The sequence below is a fragment of the Prosthecodimorpha hirschii genome, assembly GCF_001305515.1.
Lineage (GTDB): Bacteria > Pseudomonadota > Alphaproteobacteria > Rhizobiales > Ancalomicrobiaceae > Prosthecodimorpha > Prosthecodimorpha hirschii.
On record NZ_LJYW01000001.1, the window covers coordinates 4,861,287 to 4,879,821 of the forward strand.

The 18,535-nt window shown below is 69.9% G+C and carries 23 protein-coding genes; 7 read left to right on the forward strand and 16 right to left on the reverse strand.

The window, feature by feature from the left end:
• The first annotated feature begins 82 nt into the window (after window positions 1-82).
• The 3 genes from ABB55_RS21460 (at window position 83) to ABB55_RS21470 (ending at window position 1,951) form a co-directional block, all read left to right on the forward strand.
• Entirely contained in the window at window positions 83-766 is a 684-nt protein-coding gene (locus tag ABB55_RS21460; RefSeq protein ID WP_054360635.1) for a hypothetical protein, read from the forward strand.
• A 23-nt stretch (window positions 767-789) separates the two neighbouring features.
• Window positions 790-1,245: a hypothetical protein gene (locus ABB55_RS21465; protein WP_054360636.1), complete on the forward strand. Its 456-nt coding sequence runs from the start codon at window positions 790-792 to the stop codon at window positions 1,243-1,245.
• A 133-nt stretch (window positions 1,246-1,378) separates the two neighbouring features.
• Window positions 1,379-1,951 (forward strand): Uma2 family endonuclease, encoded by a 573-nt coding sequence (locus tag ABB55_RS21470; RefSeq protein WP_054360637.1) that lies wholly within the window; start codon window positions 1,379-1,381, stop codon window positions 1,949-1,951.
• Between the two features lie 16 nt (window positions 1,952-1,967).
• On the opposite strand, the gene ABB55_RS21475 is transcribed toward ABB55_RS21470, so the two are convergent.
• From ABB55_RS21475 to ABB55_RS21520, 11 genes are all read right to left on the reverse strand, one after another.
• Window positions 1,968-2,399 (reverse strand): PIN domain-containing protein, encoded by a 432-nt coding sequence (locus ABB55_RS21475; RefSeq protein WP_054360638.1) that lies wholly within the window; start codon window positions 2,397-2,399, stop codon window positions 1,968-1,970.
• Window positions 2,400-2,404: 5 nt separating this feature from the next.
• The gene (locus ABB55_RS21480) at window positions 2,405-2,677 is read right to left on the reverse strand and encodes a type II toxin-antitoxin system Phd/YefM family antitoxin (protein WP_083463825.1); all 273 of its coding nucleotides are present in this window, start codon (window positions 2,675-2,677) and stop codon (window positions 2,405-2,407) included.
• A gap of 100 nt (window positions 2,678-2,777) precedes the next feature.
• Entirely contained in the window at window positions 2,778-2,966 is a 189-nt protein-coding gene (locus tag ABB55_RS31315; protein WP_200912129.1) for a type II TA system antitoxin MqsA family protein, read from the reverse strand.
• A 21-nt stretch (window positions 2,967-2,987) separates the two neighbouring features.
• Window positions 2,988-3,203, reverse strand: a complete 216-nt coding sequence (locus ABB55_RS30670) for a hypothetical protein (protein WP_200912053.1) — start codon at window positions 3,201-3,203, stop codon at window positions 2,988-2,990.
• Window positions 3,204-3,294: 91 nt separating this feature from the next.
• Window positions 3,295-5,907: an excinuclease ABC subunit UvrB gene (uvrB, locus tag ABB55_RS21490; protein WP_420848251.1), complete on the reverse strand. Its 2,613-nt coding sequence runs from the start codon at window positions 5,905-5,907 to the stop codon at window positions 3,295-3,297.
• Between the two features lie 369 nt (window positions 5,908-6,276).
• Window positions 6,277-7,140 carry a DMT family transporter gene (locus tag ABB55_RS21495; protein WP_054362222.1) on the reverse strand — a complete coding sequence of 288 codons (864 nt, stop codon included), beginning with the start codon at window positions 7,138-7,140 and terminating at the stop codon, window positions 6,277-6,279.
• A gap of 235 nt (window positions 7,141-7,375) precedes the next feature.
• Window positions 7,376-7,981 (reverse strand): hypothetical protein, encoded by a 606-nt coding sequence (locus tag ABB55_RS21500; RefSeq protein ID WP_054360640.1) that lies wholly within the window; start codon window positions 7,979-7,981, stop codon window positions 7,376-7,378.
• Between the two features lie 189 nt (window positions 7,982-8,170).
• A complete protein-coding gene (locus ABB55_RS21505; RefSeq protein WP_054360641.1) occupies window positions 8,171-8,551 on the reverse strand; it encodes a hypothetical protein in 381 nt (126 codons plus the stop codon).
• 214 nt (window positions 8,552-8,765) lie between these two features.
• The gene (locus tag ABB55_RS21510; protein ID WP_152982131.1) at window positions 8,766-9,437 is read right to left on the reverse strand and encodes a hypothetical protein; all 672 of its coding nucleotides are present in this window, start codon (window positions 9,435-9,437) and stop codon (window positions 8,766-8,768) included.
• A 166-nt stretch (window positions 9,438-9,603) separates the two neighbouring features.
• On the reverse strand, window positions 9,604-10,428 hold the full coding sequence (locus tag ABB55_RS21515) for an anti-sigma factor (protein WP_054360643.1): 825 nt from the start codon (window positions 10,426-10,428) through the stop codon (window positions 9,604-9,606).
• Window positions 10,425-10,988 carry a sigma-70 family RNA polymerase sigma factor gene (locus tag ABB55_RS21520; protein ID WP_054360644.1) on the reverse strand — a complete coding sequence of 188 codons (564 nt, stop codon included), beginning with the start codon at window positions 10,986-10,988 and terminating at the stop codon, window positions 10,425-10,427. Before ABB55_RS21520 ends, ABB55_RS21515 begins: the two co-directional genes overlap by 4 nt.
• 360 nt (window positions 10,989-11,348) lie before the next feature.
• On the opposite strand from ABB55_RS21520, the gene ABB55_RS21525 reads away from it, so the two are divergent.
• The gene (locus ABB55_RS21525; RefSeq protein WP_054360645.1) at window positions 11,349-12,119 is read left to right on the forward strand and encodes a DUF4394 domain-containing protein; all 771 of its coding nucleotides are present in this window, start codon (window positions 11,349-11,351) and stop codon (window positions 12,117-12,119) included.
• A 141-nt stretch (window positions 12,120-12,260) separates the two neighbouring features.
• Here the strand turns inward: ABB55_RS21525 and ABB55_RS21530 are convergent, their stop codons facing one another.
• Window positions 12,261-12,641 (reverse strand): DUF3775 domain-containing protein, encoded by a 381-nt coding sequence (locus ABB55_RS21530; protein ID WP_054360646.1) that lies wholly within the window; start codon window positions 12,639-12,641, stop codon window positions 12,261-12,263.
• 630 nt (window positions 12,642-13,271) lie between these two features.
• Here ABB55_RS21530 and ABB55_RS21535 point away from each other — a divergent pair.
• The 3 genes from ABB55_RS21535 to ABB55_RS21545 all read left to right on the forward strand — a co-directional run bounded on the left by ABB55_RS21535 (window position 13,272) and on the right by ABB55_RS21545 (window position 14,731).
• Window positions 13,272-13,778: a DUF1097 domain-containing protein gene (locus ABB55_RS21535; protein WP_054360647.1), complete on the forward strand. Its 507-nt coding sequence runs from the start codon at window positions 13,272-13,274 to the stop codon at window positions 13,776-13,778.
• A gap of 332 nt (window positions 13,779-14,110) precedes the next feature.
• Window positions 14,111-14,464, forward strand: a complete 354-nt coding sequence (locus ABB55_RS21540) for a DMT family protein (RefSeq protein WP_054360648.1) — start codon at window positions 14,111-14,113, stop codon at window positions 14,462-14,464.
• A 6-nt stretch (window positions 14,465-14,470) separates the two neighbouring features.
• Window positions 14,471-14,731, forward strand: a complete 261-nt coding sequence (locus ABB55_RS21545; RefSeq protein ID WP_054360649.1) for a SemiSWEET transporter — start codon at window positions 14,471-14,473, stop codon at window positions 14,729-14,731.
• On the opposite strand, the gene ABB55_RS21550 is transcribed toward ABB55_RS21545, so the two are convergent.
• The 4 genes from ABB55_RS21550 to ABB55_RS21565 form a co-directional block, all read right to left on the reverse strand.
• Window positions 14,679-15,371: a hypothetical protein gene (locus ABB55_RS21550; protein WP_054360650.1), complete on the reverse strand. Its 693-nt coding sequence runs from the start codon at window positions 15,369-15,371 to the stop codon at window positions 14,679-14,681. The two genes, ABB55_RS21545 and ABB55_RS21550, sit on opposite strands and share 53 nt — an antisense overlap.
• Before the next feature lie 81 nt (window positions 15,372-15,452).
• Window positions 15,453-15,992: a DUF1499 domain-containing protein gene (locus tag ABB55_RS21555; RefSeq protein ID WP_054360651.1), complete on the reverse strand. Its 540-nt coding sequence runs from the start codon at window positions 15,990-15,992 to the stop codon at window positions 15,453-15,455.
• Between the two features lie 44 nt (window positions 15,993-16,036).
• Window positions 16,037-17,029: an acrylyl-CoA reductase (NADPH) gene (gene acuI / locus ABB55_RS21560; protein WP_054360652.1), complete on the reverse strand. Its 993-nt coding sequence runs from the start codon at window positions 17,027-17,029 to the stop codon at window positions 16,037-16,039.
• A 126-nt stretch (window positions 17,030-17,155) separates the two neighbouring features.
• Window positions 17,156-18,376, reverse strand: a complete 1,221-nt coding sequence (locus ABB55_RS21565) for an MFS transporter (protein ID WP_054360653.1) — start codon at window positions 18,374-18,376, stop codon at window positions 17,156-17,158.
• Window positions 18,377-18,535 lie beyond the last annotated feature (159 nt).

The window sequence follows — 18,535 nt, forward strand, 5'->3', positions numbered from 1 at the left end:
CGGGCGGCTGTCGCGGGTAGGCTGCGAAGAGCGCGGCCCCGGCCCGACCACCATCCCGGCCGAGCCGGAAGGAGCGATCGCCATGACCCGCGCCCAGGCATTTCTGACGACGGCCCTCATTGCCACCGGCTTCGCCCTGGCCGGCCCGGCGGTCCTCTCCGCGATAGGGGTGTCGGGGGTGGGGCAGGCGCAGGCGGCCGCCCAGGAGACCAAGCCGGGGGCGCAGCTGGCGAGCCCGGTCGAGGACTTCAACCGCACGCTCGGCGAGGTCAAGAAGTCGCTCGGCGACCTGACCGGCCGGATCGAGCAGTCGACCAAGGATATCGAGAAGGTCACCGCGCCCGATGCCGCCCGCAAGGAACTGGCGGAGTTGCAGGCGCTGATCGCCGACGCGCTCGGCTCGGTCTCCGACAACGGCCCGGTCGCGACGCTCGGCCAGAAGGTGATCGAATTCTCGCGCGCCAAGCAGCGCCAGATCGAGGCCGATACCAAGTTCACGCCGGAGGAGCGCGCCTTCCTGCTCAAGGAATGGACCCGCATCGGCACCGAGGCGCGCCGCGCCGCCGACGACCTGACCAATGCCCGGCAGGAATTCGCCAAGCTGTTGCGCACGGTGCAGACGCGCAGCGACTATATCGAGGAGCTGCAGGCGCTCAACAATGCCGACCAGATGCTGCAGGTGATCAAGCGCCTCGCCGACGACATCCGCAACGCTTCCTCGGCCCTGAAGAACTTCATCCAGACCGTCACCCCGCCGCAATCCTGATCCTGCCCGTCCGAGGTCCCTCCGTGCCGAACCGCGTCCGCCGTGACCAGGACCGCCGCGCGCCCCCGTCCGTGCCGGCGCCATGGACCCGCCATGGCCGGCCGGACCTGCCGCCGCCCGCTGCCCGCCGCCAGCTCTCGGGCCGTCGCGTCCTGGGGGCGATCGCGGCCGGCTGCGCCCTGCTCGGCCTCGCCGGCTGCAAGCTCACCGAGGAGACCGGCTTCGTCGAACTGCGCCGCCAGTATGCGCAGACCGGCGCCGGCATCTACCGGCTCGACGGCGAGGAGGTCCCCGGCCTCGCCAACCCGACCGCGACCGCCTCGGCCATCGTCCGCCGCCGCACCGGCACCGTCACGCTCGACTTCTTCCGCGCCGACCGCGCCTACGAACTCTGCCGCTTCCCCCTCGCCAAGAACCGCATCGTCACCGTGACGCTGACCCTCGAAGGCCGCGAGATCAAATGCCGCGTGGAGGCGTGAGGGGCCGCCGAGCCGGCCCGGCTCGGCTCGATCCGCCAAGAGGGCCGCCGGCCGGTTCCGACGCTAACGCGTGGTCGTGTGCCGAACGCCCGGCCGTTTCCGTCTGATCCGGAAATGTCTTAAACTCTCTTCCATGAACATGCGGACGGTTCTTTCGGCGGACGGACGCCTGCGCCGCGCCTTCACGGTCGCGGACGTGGAGCGCATGGTTGAGGTCGGCCTGATCGGTCCCGACGAGCGTCTGGAGATCGTCGCCGGGGAGATCCTGCCGATGTCGCCCAAGGGAGCGCGCCACGAGGCGCTGCGCGTCGCCCTGCTCGAACATCTCTTCGACCATCGCCCGCCCGGCCTGCGCATCGCCTCCGAACCCGGCTGGCGCCTCGGCGAGACGCTCTATCTCGAACCCGACCTGTTGCTCTACCCGTCCACGATCCCGCTCGACCGCTTGCGCGGACCGGACGCCCTCCTGGTGATCGAAATCGCCGATACGACCCTCGGCTTCGATCTCGGCCCCAAGGCCGCGGTCTATGCGGATCAGGGCGTGCCGGAATACTGGGTCATCGACGCGGCGACGCGGGCAACGCATATCCACCGCCGGCCGGGGGCGGAGGGGTATGGGGAGGTCGAGGTTGTCGGAGCAGAGGCGGAGGCAAGGGCCGCCGGAGCCGGGGTTTCGGTGATGATGGGGGCCTTGGGTGAGGGGTGATCGCGCCTGGCGCTCTTCAAAGCGGCAGGCCGACGAGCGGATCGAGCGCAGGCACGCCCGTTGGAGTGAAATGGCGCAGGTTGCGGGTGAGCACCGTATAGCCGTGAACCGCCGCCGTTGCGGCGATCTGCAGATCGGCCAATTCCAGCGTTATCGGCCGCGCCGCCTCGGCAAGCCGGGCGACCGTAAGGGCCACCGAACGATCGATCGGCAGCAGGCGATCGCTATAGTCGGCCAGCAGCCCGTCGCGCAGGGCAGCAATTTGCGCCGCGCGAGCCGTCTTGCCGTCCCACAACAGCTTCAGGTATCCGGCCTCGATCTCCGTCAGGGTGACGACGCTGAGAAAGATCAGCCTGTCATGCCGGCGCAGCCAATCGAGCAGCGGACCGGCTTCCGCCCGACGCCGAGGATCGAACAGCGAGACGATGTTGGTATCGAGCAGATACATCGCCGTCAGTCGGCGAAGTCGGCGCCGAGCGCCCGCGTTTCGCTCCAGGGTCGTTCGGCCCCGACGACGTCCGCAACGTCCGGCTCCGCCCCGATCGTGCCGACGAAGAGGTCGGCCAGCGTCGGCGCCGATTTCGGCCGTGCGTTCCAGTCGGCCTCGGACACGATCACGACGGCTTCCTTGCCATGGCGGGTGATCCGCTGCGGCTCGCCCGCCAAGGCCCGATCGACCAGTCTGGAAAGCGCCGCCCTGGCTTCATGAAGGGGATGGCTTTGCATGCGCGCCTCCGTTGGCAGTGGAAGAATTATGTACAGATATTGTGAAATATGTCCATTCATTAGCTGCTGACTGAATGGTCTGCTTATGGCGAATCGGTCGTCACTCGGCGGCGGCGCGGGTCGCTGCAAGATGCTCCAGCAAGGTCGGATCCCGGTCGAGCAGGCGCAGCAGGTTGCTCATCGCCTGGCTGACCAGGATGTCGCCGGCCTCGTATTTCTGGAAGGCGGCCGGGCCGCCGCCGAGGCGTTGGGAGGCTTCGCGTTGGGTCAGATGGAGCCGCTTGCGGATGCGGCGGACTTCGGCCGGTTGCTATAGTCCGGGCGTGCGCGCCTTCAGCGTGGTCATGGCGCGCTGATAGGCGGCCTGACCCTCCAGCCCGAAGACGGCGTCTTCGTCCGAGGTGCCGTACCAGCCGGGCATGTCGACCGTGACCGAATGGCCGGCATGGGTGAAGGTGATCGACCGCGTCTCGAACACGAGGCGCGCGCCGGTTTCGGTCGAGAAACGCCCCTCCATGGTCTTCAATCCCTCTCCTTGACGGACCGAGCCCGAAACTTGGCAACCGCGTCCTGCGAGTGGGCGACTTGTAGTCGTGCGCTTGTGCTCCGGCAACGCCCTACCGCTTCCCCTTCCACCGCCCCTTGCCCTTCGCCGCCACCGTCCCGGCTGCCGTGCTCGGCGCCGGCCGCTTCGGCATCTCGCCCGTTCCGAGCGGGATTTCCGTGCGGCCGACGGTCATTTCGTCGAGCGAGTTCTTGCGGGCGCGGCTGGGGGGGAGGTTGGCGGCGGCGCCGTATTTGCGGGGGCCGGTGAAGCCGCCGGTGGTGTCGTCGACGGCGGCCTGGCGGGCGATCGGGTCGTCGGCGACCATCAGGTCGGTCTCGCGCAGGCGCTTGATCTCGTCGCGCAGGCGGGCGGCGGTCTCGAATTCCAGGTTGGCGGCGGCGTCGCGCATGCGCTTCTCCAGGTCGGCGATATGGGCCTGGAGATTGTGGCCGACCAGGTGGCCGCCCTCGGCGAAGCCGGCATCGACGGTGACGTGGTCCTGCTCGTAGACCGAGCCGAGGATGTCGGAGATCTCGCGCCGGATCGTCTCCGGCGTGATACCGTGCTCGACATTGTAGGCGGTCTGCTTCTCGCGCCGCCGGTCGGTCTCGGCGATGGCCCGCTCCATCGAGCCGGTCATGTGGTCGGCATAGAGCACCACCCGGCCGTCGACATTGCGCGCCGCGCGGCCGATGGTCTGGATCAGCGAGGTCTCGGAGCGCAGGAAGCCCTCCTTGTCGGCGTCCAGGATGGCGACCAGCGCGCATTCCGGGATGTCCAGGCCCTCGCGCAGCAGGTTGATGCCGATCAGCACGTCGAAGGCGCCGAGGCGCAGGTCGCGGATGATCTCGATCCGCTCCAGCGTCTCGACATCGGAATGCATGTAGCGCACGCGCACGCCGTGCTCGTGCAGATATTCGGTCAGGTCCTCGGCCATGCGCTTGGTCAGGGTGGTGACCAGGCTGCGGTAGCCGCGCGCCGCGACCGCCTTGACCTCGCCGAGCAGGTCCTCGACCTGGGCCTTGGCCGGGCGGATCTCGATCGGCGGGTCGATCAGGCCGGTCGGGCGGATGACCTGCTCGGCGAAGACGCCGCCGGCCTCGTCCATCTCCCAGCCGCCGGGGGTCGCCGAGACGCAGATGGTCTGCGGCCGCATCGCGTTCCATTCCTCGAAGCGCAGCGGCCGGTTGTCCATGCAGGAGGGCAGGCGGAAGCCGTACTCGGCCAGCGTCGCCTTGCGCCGGAAGTCGCCGCGATACATGCCGCCGATCTGCGGCACGGTGACGTGGCTCTCGTCGACGAAGACCAGCGCGTTGTCGGGCAGGTATTCGAACAGCGTCGGCGGCGGCTCGCCCGGCTTGCGGCCGGTCAGGTAGCGCGAATAGTTCTCGATGCCGGCGCAGGAACCGGTCGCCTCCAGCATCTCGACATCGAACACGGTGCGCTGCTCGAGGCGCTGCGCCTCCAGCAGCCGGCCGGCGGCGTTGAGCTCGTTCAGCCGGTGCTTCAGCTCCTGCTTGATCGAGGTGATCGCCTGCTGCAGCGTCGGCTTCGGCGTCACATAATGCGAATTGGCGTAGACCTTGACGAATTTCAGGGCCTGCGACTTCTGCCCGGTCAGCGGGTCGAACTCGACGATGGACTCGACCTCGTCGCCGAACAGGCTGATGCGCCAGGCGCGATCCTCGTAGTGGGCCGGGAAGATCTCGACCGTGTCGCCGCGCACCCGGAAGGTGCCGCGCACGAAGGCGGCCTCGTTGCGCTTGTATTGCAGGGCGACCAGGTCGGCCAGCAGCTGGCGCTGGTCGAGCCGCTCGCCGACCTCGATCGCGAAGGTCATCGCCGTATAGGTCTCGACCGAGCCGATACCGTAGATGCACGAGACCGAGGCGACGATGATCACGTCGTCGCGTTCGAGCAGCGAACGGGTCGCGGCGTGGCGCATCCGGTCGATCTGTTCGTTGATCGAGGATTCCTTCTCGATATAGGTGTCGGTGCGCGGCACATAGGCTTCGGGCTGGTAGTAGTCGTAATAGGAGACGAAATACTCGACGGCATTGTTTGGGAAGAAGCTCTTGAACTCGCCATAGAGCTGGGCGGCCAGCGTCTTGTTCGGGGCCAGGATCAGGGCCGGGCGCTGGGTGCGCTCGATGACCTGCGCCATGGTGTAGGTCTTGCCCGAACCGGTCACGCCGAGCAGCACCTGCAGGCGCTCGTCCTGCTCGACGCCGGCGACCAGATCGGCGATCGCGGTCGGCTGGTCGCCGGCCGGGGCATATTCGGACACGATCTTGAGCGGGATGCCGCCTTCGGACTTTTCCGGCCGCTCGGGCCGGTGCGGCGTCCACAGCTTGCCGTCCTTGAACAGCGGATTGCCGGACGAGATCAGCGCCGACAGCGCCTCGACGGTGGCGGTCGCGCTGGCGCGCGGCATCGCCTGCGCCTCCTCGAGCGTCAGATCCAGCCCGGCCATCGGCATCAGGCCGGCGCGGGCGCGCTCGGCCGGCGAGGCGTCGCCGTCCGCCCCGCGCTGGCGGCCCTTGGAACGCGGCTTCTTGTCGGTCTTCCCGGCCGCGGCGGTGGGGCTCGCGGCCTTGGCGGCCGGCGGCGCGGCGGGACGCTCGCGCGCGGCCTCCTCGGTGATCTGCTGCGCCCAGCCGGCGACCGGGCCGCTCAGCGGCACGCCCGAGAAGCCGGCCTGCGGCTGCTCGCCGAAGCCGTCGCCGGTCGGGCCCGCACCGTCGGACTGGGCGAAATCCGTCGCGCCGGCCTCGGCATCGAGCGGTGCGGAGGCGTCCAGAGGAGCGGCGAGGGGGCCGCGGCGGCGGGGCGCTGCGGCGGGAGCGGCGGATTTCGGGGAACGGACCATGCGCCGAATATGGCCCGAGTCCCCCGCCCGGAAAAGGGCGCGCACCGCCGATCCCGTCAGACCGTGTCAGGAGAGCGGGAGGGGGAACCCGTCATCGGGTGTCGGGAGAGCGGGAGAGGGAACCCGTCCGACAGAGTCTGGAGCACGGGAGGGGAGAGCGCAAACGGCCGTCGGGAGCCCGCTTCAGCCGGCCGTGCGGGGCCGGCCGGGGCGCCACTGGCCCCAGAGGGTGCCTGCGACGATCATGCCGGCGCCGGCCAGCGTCGCCGCGCCCGGCACCTCGGCGAAGAACAGGAAGCCCCAGACCGAGCCCCAGACCAGGGCGGTATATTCGATCGGCGCCAGGGTGGCGGCCGGGGCGCGCGCGAAGGCCATCGCCAGCAGCATGTGGCCGACGACCCCCATCGCGCCGATCAGCGCCGCCAGGGCCCAGCCCTCGGCGGAGACCGGCACCCAGACCCAGGCGGCCGGGGCGGCCAGGATCAGCGCGGGGCCGACATTCTGGAACGCCACGATGGTCACCGCCGGGTCGCGCGTGGCGCGCGAGCGCAGCAGGACCAGCGACAGCGCATAGGTGAAGGCCGAGGCGACTGCGGCCAGCACGCCCCAGCCGGCGGTGAAGCCGGCGCTGCCGAGCCGCCCGCCGACGATCACCAGCATGCCGGCGAAGCCGATCGCCAGGGTGGCGCCGATGCGCCAGGAGAAGCGCTCGCGCAGGATCACGACGCCGAGCAGGGCGATCAGGGCCGGTGCGATGAAGGACAGGGCGATCGCCTCGGCCAGCGGCAGGGCGGTCAGCGAGTAGAAGAAGGTCGTCGCGGTGACCACGACCAGCATCGCCCGCCAGGCATTGGCCGTGACCGTCTCGCGTCCCGGCCAGCCCGGACGCAGCCAGGCGGCCAGCAGGAGCGCCCCGACCGAGCCGGCGGCGAAGCGCAGGAAGGCGAGTTGCGCGACCGGCATCTGGCCGCCGAGATACTTGATGGCGACATCCATGGCGGCGAGCAGGCCGACACCCGCGATGGCGAGAAGGGCTGCGGAATTCATGGCCTGCGGCGTCTCCCATGGGGCGGCCCGGATGCCGCGCCCGGCGCGCGTTCCGATCCCGGGCGATCGTTTCCCGGGCGATCGTTCGCAGGCCGTTTCGTTGATGATGCCGCCGCTCCGACGATCGCCGAGGCCGAACGGCACCATGCCGTGATCCTGTACCGGCTTTCCGCCGCCGCGGCGAGCCATGCCGGGCGCGGAGCCGGGATGCGGGCGCCGCAGGCGCGCCCCGGCGTCAGCCCATGCTGGCCGGATGGCGGCGCAGCGTGGCGACCAGATGGATCAGGCTGAGGGCCAGGAAGGCGGCCAGCAGGCAGGCCAGGGCGATGCGCGCATCCGGGGTCATCGAGGCCTGCTCGCCGAAGCCCGGGATCAGGAACAGCGCCAGCAGGGCGCCCCAGAACAGCGCGGCGACGATCAGCATGCGCCGGCTGGCCTTGGGCCGGAACAGGAGTTCGGAGGGGGAAAGGGGCCAGCGCAGCGCGGGCGTCGGCACGGTCGGCCGTCCGGCCGCGTCGCGCCAATCCAGCCGGAGGCGGACCAGGGTCGCGATCGTGAAGGCGAACATCGAGATCGCCACCGCCGTGGCCAGGGCCGGGATCGAAAGCCGGTGGTCGAAGCCGACGACCACGACCGGCATGACGAGGCCGATCGCCAGGCTGGCCATCAGGCGCACCGTGCGCTGGCGTTCCTCGACCGCGTCGCGCAGGGCCTCGTCGGCCGCATAGGCCTTGACCGGTCCGAAGACCGAGAACGCGGCGAGCGGGACGAAGGCCAGACGCCCGTCGCTGTCGGCGAAGCGGTAGTCCGGAAGGCGGGGGAAAAGGGCCCGAAGGCTCATGGGAGGGTCTCCTCGGCAGAACTCGAGTCGGCTTCGCCGTTGTCGGCTTCGGCTTCGGCTTCGGCTACGGCGTCGGGGCCGCGGCCGGGCGTCCCGCCGGCCGCGATCCGCGCGCGGGGTCGGCGGCGCGGGAAGGCGGGCCGGCCGCTTTCGCGCCGGCCGCCTCCGGACCGCCGTGACCGTCACGGCTCAGTAGCTGTTCTCGTAGCGGCCGGTGGCGCGGGAATTGTCGTGGCGGGCGCGGGCGCGCTGGGCCGGGGTCACGCAGACATGGTCGCCCGGATAGGCTTCGCGCCAGACATAGCCGTTGCGGCAGGTGTCGCGGCCATAGGCGCCGCCCGACGGATTGACGCGATACTGGCCCTGGTAGTTGTCGGCCTTGGCGCGGGCGCGCTGGGCGGGGGTGACGCAGACATGGTCGCCCGGGAAGGCCTCGCGCCAGACATAGCCCTGGCGGCAGGTGTCGGGGCCGTAGGCGCCGGCGGCCGCGGCGGGGCCGGTGGCGGCGAAGGCGGACAGGACGGCGACGACGGCGGCAGCACCAAAGGCAACGAAACGGGCGGTCAGCATGGTCGGTCTCGCGGGTCTGGAGGGTGGCGGCCCGTGCGTTTCATCTCGTCCGCCGATGTTTCGAGACTATTGCGTGGCCGCTGAACCGGCTCTGAGAGGCGCTTGCAGAAAGCGTTCATCCTGAAATTTCATGTCCGGACGGTTACGTCGCGGCGACCGGACCCACGCCGTCCGGCCGCGTCGCGCCGTGGCCCTTCCGCCCGCCGTCACGGCGTCATGGCGCACGGGCGCGGGCGCACCAGTCGAGGCTTTCCGGTTCGAAGGCCGGCCGCTTGCCCTCGATGTCGCCGAGCACCGAAGCCGCATGCGCGGCGGCCTGATCGGCGGACCTGTGCAGCATCACGGGTCGGCAGTCGCGCACCAGCGCCAGCTTCGGGTCGTCGAGGCGGCCGAGCGGCTTGCCGGCGGCGTCGACGATGCGGCCGAGCACCTGCACGATCGCGCCCTTGGGATCGAGATAGATGCGCCCCTCGCGGCGCGCGATCCGGCCGGTTTCCGGCCCGCCCGGGGCGTCCGCCAGCGGTGCCGTCAGGGTCGTGAACAGGAAGGCCAGGCTGCCGTCGGGCCGGAAGCAGGAGGTCTCGACCTGGCGGGCGATGCCGTCGATGTCGAGCGTGATGCGCAGAACCGAGGCGGCCTTGTCGTCGCGCCGGTCCCAGAATGCGAAGGCATCGCCATAGCCGTTGCCGAAATCCCGACGCCAGCCGACCCAGCCCTCAGGCCCGGCCTTGGTCAGCACGGCCTCGCAGGCCGCCCAGGCCTTGCGGATCTCGGGCAGGGCCGGGTCCTCGGCGGCGCGGCCGGCCGTTGCGGCGGTCAGCAACCCGGCAACGAGGCCCGCGAGGATCGTTGCGAAGCGACGCAAGGGCAAAAGGCGAAGCGGCATGGCGACTCCTGCTCGGGATCGCCGCAGCCTAGATCAAGCCGCGCCGCCGGGGGAGGCCCGGCGGCGGGTCGCCATGCGGGGCGCCCTCGGCAACGGGTCGCCCCCGGCAAAGGAACGGCCTCGGCTGCGGCCGCCCGCCGGTGCGCGGCGCCCCCGGTTGCGCCCCTCACAAGGTTCGGCTGGTCAGGCCCTTCATCAGCACCGGCCCGGTCGGCCGGCCGGTCGGCGACCCGGTCTCGGGCTCCAGCGTGATCTCGAACAGCTGGTCCGGCCGCGGACCGGGCAGGGTGCCGAGATCGAGCGGCAGGGTGCGCGCGCGTGCGGTCAGGCCGACCGGCACCGGTCCCTGCGCCTTGTCCTGCAGCGTCCAGACCTGCAGCGCACGGCCGGCCGGAACCGGCAGGTCGGTCAGCGGCACGAGGCGCACGCGGCCGTCCGCGAAGGCCTCGACGACCGCGCCCGGCTTGCCGGGCTCGATCAGCAGCACGGCGACCACCTCCGGCCGCGGGGCCGCCCGCATGGCGATCGACAGGGCGACGGCGGCGACCAGCGAGGCCGCGACGGCGAGGCCGCGCCAGACCTTCAGGTTCGCCCAAAGGCCGGTGCGGTCTCCGGCTCCGGCGTCCGGTCCGGCGCCGCCGGGGCGGCGGAAGGGCAGCACGGTGCCGCCGGCGTCTGCCGAGGCTGCGATATCTTCGGCGACCGGGCCGGCTTCGATCCGTGCGGCGGCGGTCGCGCCGGGCGCGCTGCGTTCGGCCGCCGCGATGCCGGCTTCGATCGCCGGCCACAGGCGGTCGGGCATCGGGCGCTCGGGCGCGGTGGCATCGAGTTCGGCCAGCCGGTCGCGCCAATGGGCGACCTCGGCGGCGAACAGGGCGTCGTCCGCGGCAAGGCGCTCGGCCAGGGCGGCGTCCTCGGCCTCGGCCAGGCCGAGCACCCATTCGGCCGCCAGGACCGTGCGGTGGGCGGGATCGCGGGCGGGTTCGGTCATCCGAGGCACTCTTTCAGGGTCGACAGGCTGCGCCGTATCCAGGATTTGACGGTGCCGAGCGGCATGCCGAGCCGGCCGGCCAGTTCGCCATGGCTCAGCCCTTCGGTATAGGCGAGCACCAGGGCGGCACGGCGTCGGGTATCGAGACGTTCCAGGCAGCGGCGCAGCGCACTGGCCTCCGAGAGCTTCAGCACCATGGTCTCAGGGTCGTCGCCCTCCGACGGCCGTTCGAGATCGTCGGGCTCCTCGACCAGGTCGGTGCGCGCCTCGGAACGCAGGATGTTGAGCGCCCGGTTGCGCAGGATCGCATAGATCCAGCTCCGGCCGCGGCCGAGGCGGGGGTCGAAGCTGTCGGCACGGCGCCAGATCTGCACGAAGGCGTCCTGCACCGCCTCCTCGGCCAAGGCCCTGCGCTTCAGGATGCGCTCCGCCACGCCGAGCATGCGGCCGGCCTCGGCCGCGTAGATCCGCGCCAGGGCGGATCGGTCGCCTGCGGCGCATCCGGCCAGCAGCACCTCTGTCTCGACGCCCTCCGCGTCGTGATCGGTTCCAGCGTCCAATCCTGTTCCTCCCTGCCGTTGCGGCTGCGCGCCCGCGTCCAAGCGATCCGGCCGCGCAGTCCGACAGTCGCGTCTCGTTCGTTCCTGTCTCGCATTCCGACAGAACCGGTTCGTCGGCCCGGGTCCCGCATTCCAACAGAACCGGTCTCTTGGCCCCGAACTCGTATTCCAACAGAACCGGTCTCTTGGCCTTGAACTCGCATTCCAACAGAACCGGACGACAGGTCTACCCACGGCGTCGGCGATTGGATGCGGGCCCGGTCAAATAAAGATGATGGCCGCATCCCGGGCGGCATCCGGCGGGTATCCATGGCGCGGGTCGGAACCGGCTCGCATCCATGAATTGACCGGAGACACGCCATGATCCTGCGCAGCGCCGCCGCCCTGACCCTTCTGTTGCTTCCGACCGTCGCCCAGGCGGAGACCATCGCCGCCCTGGTCGGCCCGGACATGATCGCCGTCATCGACACCGCCGAGAAGCGGGCGGCCAAGCCGGTCCGCGTCACCGGCCTTGCCGGCCCGATCGTCGGCATCGACATCCGCCCGTCCGACGGCATGCTCTACGCGCTCGGCGCCGACGGCACGGTCGCCACCATCGACGCCATGACCGGCAAGGCGACCGTCAAGGTCAAGCTGGAGACGTCGCTGCCGGCCGGCGTGAAGGGAGCGGTCGACTTCAACCCGGTCGCCGACCGGATGCGCATCATCGGCGAGGACGGTACCAGCCTGCGCGCCAATGTCGACGACGGCAAGGTCGCGGTCGACGGCAAGCTGCGCTATGCCGACCAGGACGCCAACAAGGGCAAGATGCCGAAGGTCGGCGCGGTCGCCTATACCAATTCGATGAAGGGCGCCAAGGAAACGACCCTCTACGATCTCGACGCGGCGACCGGTGCGCTGGTCCGCCAGGCGCCGCCGAACGACGGCATCCTGAACACGATCGGCACCGTCGCCGGCACGGTCGCGGCCTTCGATATCGTCTCGGACGGGCAGGGCGGCAACGCCGCCTGGGTGCTGGTCGGCACGAGCCTGCACAAGCTCGACCTCGCCGCCGGCACCATGGCGAGCCCGGTCAAGATCGACGGGCTGACCGGTCCGGTCCGCGACATGGCGATCATGACCCGCGGCTGATCCGACCCGCTTCGGACCGGAGCGACCAAGGCCCCGCGAAGGGCCGACCGGCCCGGTCCGGACAGGAATCCCCTGAACCCACATTCGACCCTGCATCCCGGCCGGAGCCCGCGGGCTCCGGTCGTGACGACCGCCGGACCGTCACTCGGTCTCGTAGCCCATGATCGACAGGCCCTCTTCGAGCAGGTCGCCGACATTGGGGATGCCGAGCAGGTAGCGGGCCGTCGAGCGGACCGCCCGTTCGCCGGCACGGCGGACGGCGACCGGCCATTCCTGCGGCTCGAAGTCGCCGCGGCCGACCCAGACCAGCGCGACCAGATCGGCCTGCTCGTCGATGTTGAGCCCGTCGATGACGCCGCGGATCTGTTCCTCGGTGCCGTCGTCCGCCAGCGTCTCCAGGACATGCAGCGCGCCGTCCTCGTAGCCGTCCTGGCCGCCGTCGTAACCGCCGGCGCCTTCCTTGCCGTCGAACATGCGCAGATATTCGATCAGCTCGGTGACCTTGCCCACCGCAATGTCCATCCGCTCTCTCCCGACCATCGGCCCTCTCCCTGCAGTCCTGGATCCCGTCCCTACCGGTCGGTGGAGATCGGTGGGCGAAAGGCCGAACCGGCAGTCCTCCACGCGATCCGGAGGCCTTCGGGCGCGACCATCATGCCACAAATCCCACTGGTGCAGGCATCATGGCCGGGTTCGGACCGCTCCGCCTTGCGTCGGATCAAGCCTGCTAGGGCGCGCGGGAGGCTCCCGGCGCGGCCCAGGGGTGGTTCAGTGGTGGCTCTGGGTGGCCCAGGGGTGGCCCGGGGACGGTTCGGGAGCCGATCGGGCAGTGTCGTAACGTCGCAAGCCCGGGCCGTCGCGGCGGTCCGACGATCCGGCGCGGTACCCTGTTGCGTCGCGGCAAGTGCCTGAATCCGTGCAACCTTGTGTGCAAGACAGATCAGGATTCGATCTTACGGATCCGCCTCGGCCGAAAAAGCCCCCATGCGGCGCCTCCATGACAGCATTGACGCTCTTGTGCATAGTGCCGGGCGCTGGGGGACGTAGAGGGGATGCGCGGTCGTCAAGACGCGCAGGGCGCCGTCGTGAACATTTGTGTTCGGCGGAACGGCAACGTCTTCCCGGAACTGAAGAAAGAACTGGGAGGGAATCATGCATCTCGTTACGGCATTGGCCATCGTGATCGGCGCCATGGGCGGCCTCGCCACCTATGTCTATCTGGGGCCGCTGGCGCCCTACGGCCTGGCGATCTGGGCCACCTTCATCGCCTGGGCGAGCTTCTTCCACTGCGGCGGCAACGAAGCGGCCCTGCGCAATTCGATCTTCGCCAATCTCTGGGGCGCGCTGTGCGCGACCGTCGGCCTGGTCCTGGTCACGCAGATTTCGCTCGGCGCCCTGCCGGTGACCGCCGGCGTCTGGGTCGGCGTCAGCGTCGCGGTGATGATCCTCGGTGCGCATGTGCCGCTGTTCGGTGCCATCCCGGCCGCGGTCTACGGCTATGCCTCGACGGCCGCCTTCGCGCTGCTCGCCGACAAGCTCGGCACGCTGCTCGGCGGCGGTCTCGGGACCAATCCGTTCCTGACCATCGGCGCCTCGATGATCATCGGCAACCTGCTCGGCTACGTCTCCGGCAAGATTGCCGGTGCGCTGGCGAAGTGATACCGACGGTCATGGAATGATCGTCGGTATTCGATACGTGAATTTCTCATGCCTCTGACGCAAATTAGAAATTCGCGTTACTTCAACGGCCCGATGCGTCAGCATCCTGGGCCGTTGATATGAGCAGGCGGGATTCTGGGATCGGCCGGGCCGATCCGTGACGCCGATCGGTTGACGGACGGGGCTCGGCCACAGGCCGGGCCCTTTTCGCGCGAGAACTGCCCGGCATGCAGGGGCGGCAGTCCCGGATCGGGCTTGGCCGGCGTCGCGGCTGCTTGTATGTCCGGTGCGGGTCGGACGCGAGGGGCGTCCGCCCGAACCTCCGGACCGCCATGCAAAGCCTTCTTTCGACCCCGATCGCGCCGATCGTCCTGCTTGCCGCGTCGAATGTCTTCATGACCTTCGCCTGGTACGGGCACCTGAAATTCCCGCAGAAGTCGCTCTGGGTCGTGGTGTTGGCGAGCTGGGCGATCGCCTTCTTCGAATATTGCATCGCGGTTCCGGCCAACCGCTACGGCCATGCCTTCTATTCGGCCGCAGAGCTGAAGACGATCCAGGAGGTGGTCACCCTGGTGGTCTTCGCCGTCTTCTCTTATTTCTATCTTGGTGAAAGCCTCGGCTGGAATCATGCGATCGGCTTTGCGCTGATCGCACTTGGCGCCTTCTTCATCTTTCAGAAATGGTGAGCGGTCGTGAACCCGGTCCTGATCGAAGTCATCGGTATCATCGCGGCGCTCTGCACCACGCTGTGTTGGCTCCCGCAAACCATCCGCGTCATCCGGCTGCGCGACACGTCGAGCCTGTCGCTCGCCACCTTCTCGATCTTCGTGATCGGGATCGTGCTGTGGCTCGCCTACGGGATCATGATCATGAGCTGGCCGCTGATCCTGGCCAATGTCTTCACGCTCGCACTGAACGGGACGATCCTGGCATTGAAGCTGCGCTACGGCTGAAGGTGAGGCGCCGGGCCCAGGCGGCCACGCGCACGAAGCCGAGATAGCCGAGCGCATAGACCACGGCGGCGGGAACCGCCGGGATCAGCAGCCAGGGCACCATGGCCGAGGTCGCGTAGTTGTCGCCGAGTTCGACGCCGTAGATGCGGCACAGGCCGCGACCGGCCTCGGTGATCCGGCACGAGTCGTGGTCGGCGAAATGGACCGCCGCCACCGGCGCCGCCAGCACCGCGAACAGACAGGCGACCGGCATCAGGGCGCCCCAGAAGAAGCGCTGGCCGAGATCCTCCGTCGAACGGTGGACCAGCACGGTCGCGATCAGCATCGGCAGGCCGACGAAGACCGGCATGTCCCAGGCCGCCTCGACCGAAATCCGGATCACCTGACCGAGATCGACCGCGCCGATCCGGCACAGCGATGCCGCCTCGGCGTCACAGCCTGCGAGCGACCCGAACAGGGCGGCGAGGGCGATCAGCGCGCTCGGGACCAGCGGCAGGGCCAGCACGAAGGCGGCCAGCTCGAACAGCGGTTCCGCCTGTTCGGTCGCCGGCGCGGCGCCGTGGGGGTGGGGGGACGACGGATCGGGCGACAGGGGATGGCGCGGCACCGTCAGGGTGCCCCGGCGTTGGACTACGGACATGACACAACCCTCCCGGACACGCGAACGGCGACCCATGCCGGCCTCCGCCCGATCGCCGCAGGAACGGCGCGCGGGCAGGGGTCAGGATTCGTCGCGCCGGAGCGGGACCTCCGAGGAGAGGCGATCGATCCACCGCATCAGGCGCGACCGATTCCTGTCCGGATCGGTGCCCCCGATCTGGCTGCGCGACGATAGTGCAAGGGTGCTATGCTCTTGTGTAATTTGAATGTACCTCACGACAATCGTGTCGGGAAAGCGAAATATTAGGGTTCTGGAAAGGTATCGCTCCTCGCCGAGGCCGGCGTCGCCGGCAATGCGGCGGGTGAGCGGATCGGCCTCCGCGACGCGCTTCAGGGCGCGGGCCAGGTCGCGCGCCGGGACCGCGAAGACCGGGGCGGCACGGTCCGGCCGGGCCGCGCGGCAGAGCGTCGGCGGGCAGACGAGACCATCCGCAGCCGGATCGGGCCGCGTCAGCGTCTCGAAATCGACCCGGCCGAGATCCGGGTCGCCGAGGACCAGCCGCAGCGTACCCTCGCGGCCGACGACCGCGACGAGCAGCAGGGCCGAGACCAGCAGAAAGCCCGCCATGTGGATGGCGATCGAAAGCGCGATGCGGCGCATGGCGGGCCCGTTTCTTGTCGGGTCGGGACGGTCGAGGCCGCCGGTCAGGCGACCTTGACGACGATGCGACCGCGCACCTTGCCGGCGAGGATGTCCGGCGCGGTGCCGATCACGTCGGCGAGCGCGATCTCGCTGGTCATGGCCTCCAGCTTGGCAAGATCCAGATCGGCCACGATCCGCGCCCAGGCCGCCTCGCGCAGAGCCTTCGGCGCCATCACGGAATCGATGCCGAGCAGCGCGACGCCGCGCAGGATGAACGGGGCCACCGAGGACGGCAGATCCATGCCGCCGGCGAGCCCGCAGGCCGCCACCGCACCGCCGTAGCGCGTCATCGACAGGACATTGGCGAGGGTGGTCGAGCCGACGGAATCGACGCCCGCCGCCCAGCGTTCCTTGGCGAGCGGCTTGGGCGCGCCGGCCAGTTCCGCGCGTTCGAGAATCTCGGCCGCACCGAGGCCCTTCAGGTAGTCGGCCTCGCTGGTCCGGCCGGTGACGGCGATGACGTGCCAGCCGAGCTTGGCCAGCACGGCGATCGCCACCGAGCCGACGCCGCCGGCCGCACCGGTGACCACGACCGGGCCGCGCGCCGGGGTCAGGCCGTGCTTTTCGAGCGCCATCACGGCCAGCATCGCCGTGTAGCCGGCGGTGCCGACCGCCATGGCGGAGCGGGCCGAGATCGCCGCCGGGCGCTTGATCAGCCAGTCGCCCTTGACCCGGGCGCGGCCGGCATAGCCGCCCATATGGGTCTCGCCGACGCCCCAGCCGTCGAGGATGACGGCATCGCCGGGGGCGAAATCGGGATGGGCCGACGCGGTCACGGTGCCGGCGAAATCGATGCCGGGGACCATCGGAAAGCGGCGCACGACCGGGCTCTTGCCGGTGATCGCCAGGCCGTCCTTGTAGTTGATGGTCGACCACTCGACCGCGACGGTCACGTCGCCGTCCATCAGCTCGCTCTCGGCGATGGCCGTCAGCGCGACGCTCTGCTGCTTCGTCGCGTCGTCGCGGGTGACCAGGACCGCGGGGAACTTATCCATGCTTTGCGTCTCCTCCGGAACATGTGCGGCGGAAACTGCCCGACGCGTCGGAGATCGGCAAGCGGCGCGGACGGCGGATGAGCCCTGCGGTCAGCGGGGCTCGAACCGGCCGCGCGCTGCGGCGTTTCATTCCGCCGGGGCGGGCCCCTGCAGGCGCGGTACCGCCGCCTCGCGGATCGGCATGTGAATGACGGCGGCGAACAGGCCGAGCGCCACACCCATCCACCAGACCGGGTCGTAGCTGTGGTTGAGGTCGTAGAGCTTGCCGCCGAGCCAGACGCCCAGGAACGAACCGATCTGGTGCGAGAAGAAGACGATGCCGCCGAGCATGGCCAGATAGCGGGTGCCGAACATCACCGCCACCAGTCCGTTGGTCGGCGGCACGGTCGAGAGCCACAGGATGCCGATCACGGCCGAGAAGATCACGACGGTGGCAGGCGTCGCGGGGACCAGCAGGAAGACCGTGAAGGCGACCGCGCGCAGGAAGTAGATCAGGGCCAGGATGATGCGCTTGGAGACCCGCATGCCGAGAAATCCGGACCCGAGCGAGCCCGCGATGTTGAACAGGCCGATCAGCATCAGCGCGGTCACGCCCCACTTCGCGTCGAGACCGAGGTCGCGGATATAGGCCGGGAAATGCACCGAGATGAACGCGACCTGGAAGCCGCAGACGAAGAAGCCGGTGAACAGCAGCACGAAGCTGCGATGGCCGAAGGCCTCCGACAGGGCCGCGCCGACCGACTGGTCGACCGCGCCGATCGCCCGCGGCGCCGGCTTGCCCTGCAGCGGGATCGACAGGAGCGGGATGATCATGATGATCCCGGCCAGCGCCCACAAGGCATCGTGCCAGCCGAAACGCTCGATCAGGCCCTGGCTCAGCGGCGAGAAGAAGAACTGCCCGAAGGAGCCGGCGGCGGTGGCGAAACCGAACACCATGGTGCGCTTCTCGGGCGGCACGGCGCGGCCGAGCGACGCCATGATGATGCCGAAGGCCGAACCGGCGACGCCGAGACCGACCAGGATGCCGCCGCCGACCTGCAGCCAGGCCGGTTCCGGCGCCCAGGCCATCACGACCAGGCCGATCGAATAGGTGACCGCACCGAGCGAGAGCACCCGCGCGGTGCCGAACCGGTCGGCGAGGCCGCCGAAGGCGACGGCGCCGACGCCCCACATCAGGTTCTGCACCGCCATGGCCAGCGAATAGGTTTCGCGGGTCCAGCCCTTGTCGGTGATCATCGGCAACTGGAAGAAGCCCATTGCCGACCGCGGGCCGAAATTGATCGCGGCGATCAGGCAGCCGGCGGCCACCATCAGCCAGAGGGGGAAGCGCAGAGTGCTGGTGGTCATGGCCGGTCTCGTCGATGCGCGCCGTGGCGAAAGGCCGAAGACCCCGGCCGCCGCAGCCGCAGAGCGGGGGCGAAAGCGGACGAGGCTGAAATGGAGCGCGAGTCAGACGTCAGAATAGGGAGTGCCGACCATCCGGCATAACGAATTGTCCTGATGCGT

Excerpts from the sequence above, each read along its gene's own strand:
- ABB55_RS21535 (WP_054360647.1), top strand. The coding sequence starts at position 13,272 with ATGCATCTCGTTACGGCATTGGCCATCGTGATCGGCGCCATGGGCGGC.
- ABB55_RS21480 (WP_083463825.1), bottom strand. The coding sequence starts at position 2,677 with ATGCAAAGCCATCCCCTTCATGAAGCCAGGGCGGCGCTTTCCAGACTG.
- ABB55_RS21530 (WP_054360646.1), bottom strand. The coding sequence starts at position 12,641 with ATGGACATTGCGGTGGGCAAGGTCACCGAGCTGATCGAATATCTGCGC.
- ABB55_RS21540 (WP_054360648.1), top strand. The coding sequence starts at position 14,111 with ATGCAAAGCCTTCTTTCGACCCCGATCGCGCCGATCGTCCTGCTTGCC.
- ABB55_RS21475 (WP_054360638.1), bottom strand. The coding sequence starts at position 2,399 with ATGTATCTGCTCGATACCAACATCGTCTCGCTGTTCGATCCTCGGCGT.
- ABB55_RS21510 (WP_152982131.1), bottom strand. The coding sequence starts at position 9,437 with ATGCCGCTTCGCCTTTTGCCCTTGCGTCGCTTCGCAACGATCCTCGCG.
- ABB55_RS21525 (WP_054360645.1), top strand. The coding sequence starts at position 11,349 with ATGATCCTGCGCAGCGCCGCCGCCCTGACCCTTCTGTTGCTTCCGACC.
- ABB55_RS21515 (WP_054360643.1), bottom strand. The coding sequence starts at position 10,428 with ATGACCGAACCCGCCCGCGATCCCGCCCACCGCACGGTCCTGGCGGCC.
- ABB55_RS21460 (WP_054360635.1), top strand. The coding sequence starts at position 83 with ATGACCCGCGCCCAGGCATTTCTGACGACGGCCCTCATTGCCACCGGC.
- ABB55_RS21555 (WP_054360651.1), bottom strand. The coding sequence starts at position 15,992 with ATGCGCCGCATCGCGCTTTCGATCGCCATCCACATGGCGGGCTTTCTG.
- acuI (WP_054360652.1), bottom strand. The coding sequence starts at position 17,029 with ATGGATAAGTTCCCCGCGGTCCTGGTCACCCGCGACGACGCGACGAAG.
- ABB55_RS21550 (WP_054360650.1), bottom strand. The coding sequence starts at position 15,371 with ATGTCCGTAGTCCAACGCCGGGGCACCCTGACGGTGCCGCGCCATCCC.
- ABB55_RS21495 (WP_054362222.1), bottom strand. The coding sequence starts at position 7,140 with ATGAATTCCGCAGCCCTTCTCGCCATCGCGGGTGTCGGCCTGCTCGCC.
- ABB55_RS21505 (WP_054360641.1), bottom strand. The coding sequence starts at position 8,551 with ATGCTGACCGCCCGTTTCGTTGCCTTTGGTGCTGCCGCCGTCGTCGCC.
- ABB55_RS21500 (WP_054360640.1), bottom strand. The coding sequence starts at position 7,981 with ATGAGCCTTCGGGCCCTTTTCCCCCGCCTTCCGGACTACCGCTTCGCC.
- ABB55_RS21565 (WP_054360653.1), bottom strand. The coding sequence starts at position 18,376 with ATGACCACCAGCACTCTGCGCTTCCCCCTCTGGCTGATGGTGGCCGCC.
- ABB55_RS21470 (WP_054360637.1), top strand. The coding sequence starts at position 1,379 with ATGAACATGCGGACGGTTCTTTCGGCGGACGGACGCCTGCGCCGCGCC.